This window comes from Candidatus Thiosymbion oneisti, from assembly GCF_004359955.1.
Classification (GTDB): Bacteria; Pseudomonadota; Gammaproteobacteria; order Chromatiales; family Chromatiaceae; genus Thiosymbion; species Thiosymbion oneisti.
Map to the genome: position 1 here is coordinate 1 of NZ_SMSC01000200.1, position 251 is coordinate 251.

The 251-nt window shown below is 65.7% G+C and carries 1 pseudogene; it reads left to right on the forward strand.

Going from position 1 to position 251, the window contains the following annotated elements:
• Positions 1-24: 24 nt before the first annotated feature.
• Positions 25-251: pseudogene (locus E1958_RS19945) on the forward strand (reverse transcriptase domain-containing protein); the annotation flags it as partial.

The following is a 251-nucleotide window of genomic DNA, read 5'->3' on the forward strand; positions in this document are numbered from 1 at the left end:
CGTCAGAGGCTACGGGCCCCGCTCATGGAAGAACCGAAGGCTCGGCATCAGCGGCCGCGGAAGGTCAAACGGCGGGTCGGCAGCCCGCAAGGGGGCGTCATGAGCCCGCTGTTAGCCAACCTGTATCTGCACTGGATGGACAACCGCTGCCATGACCGGGAAGGACCGGCCCAGCGGGTTGGCGCGCGGCTGGTGGGAGATGCCGATGACTTGATCATCTTGGCGCGTCATCAAGGGAAGTGCCTAGGCGC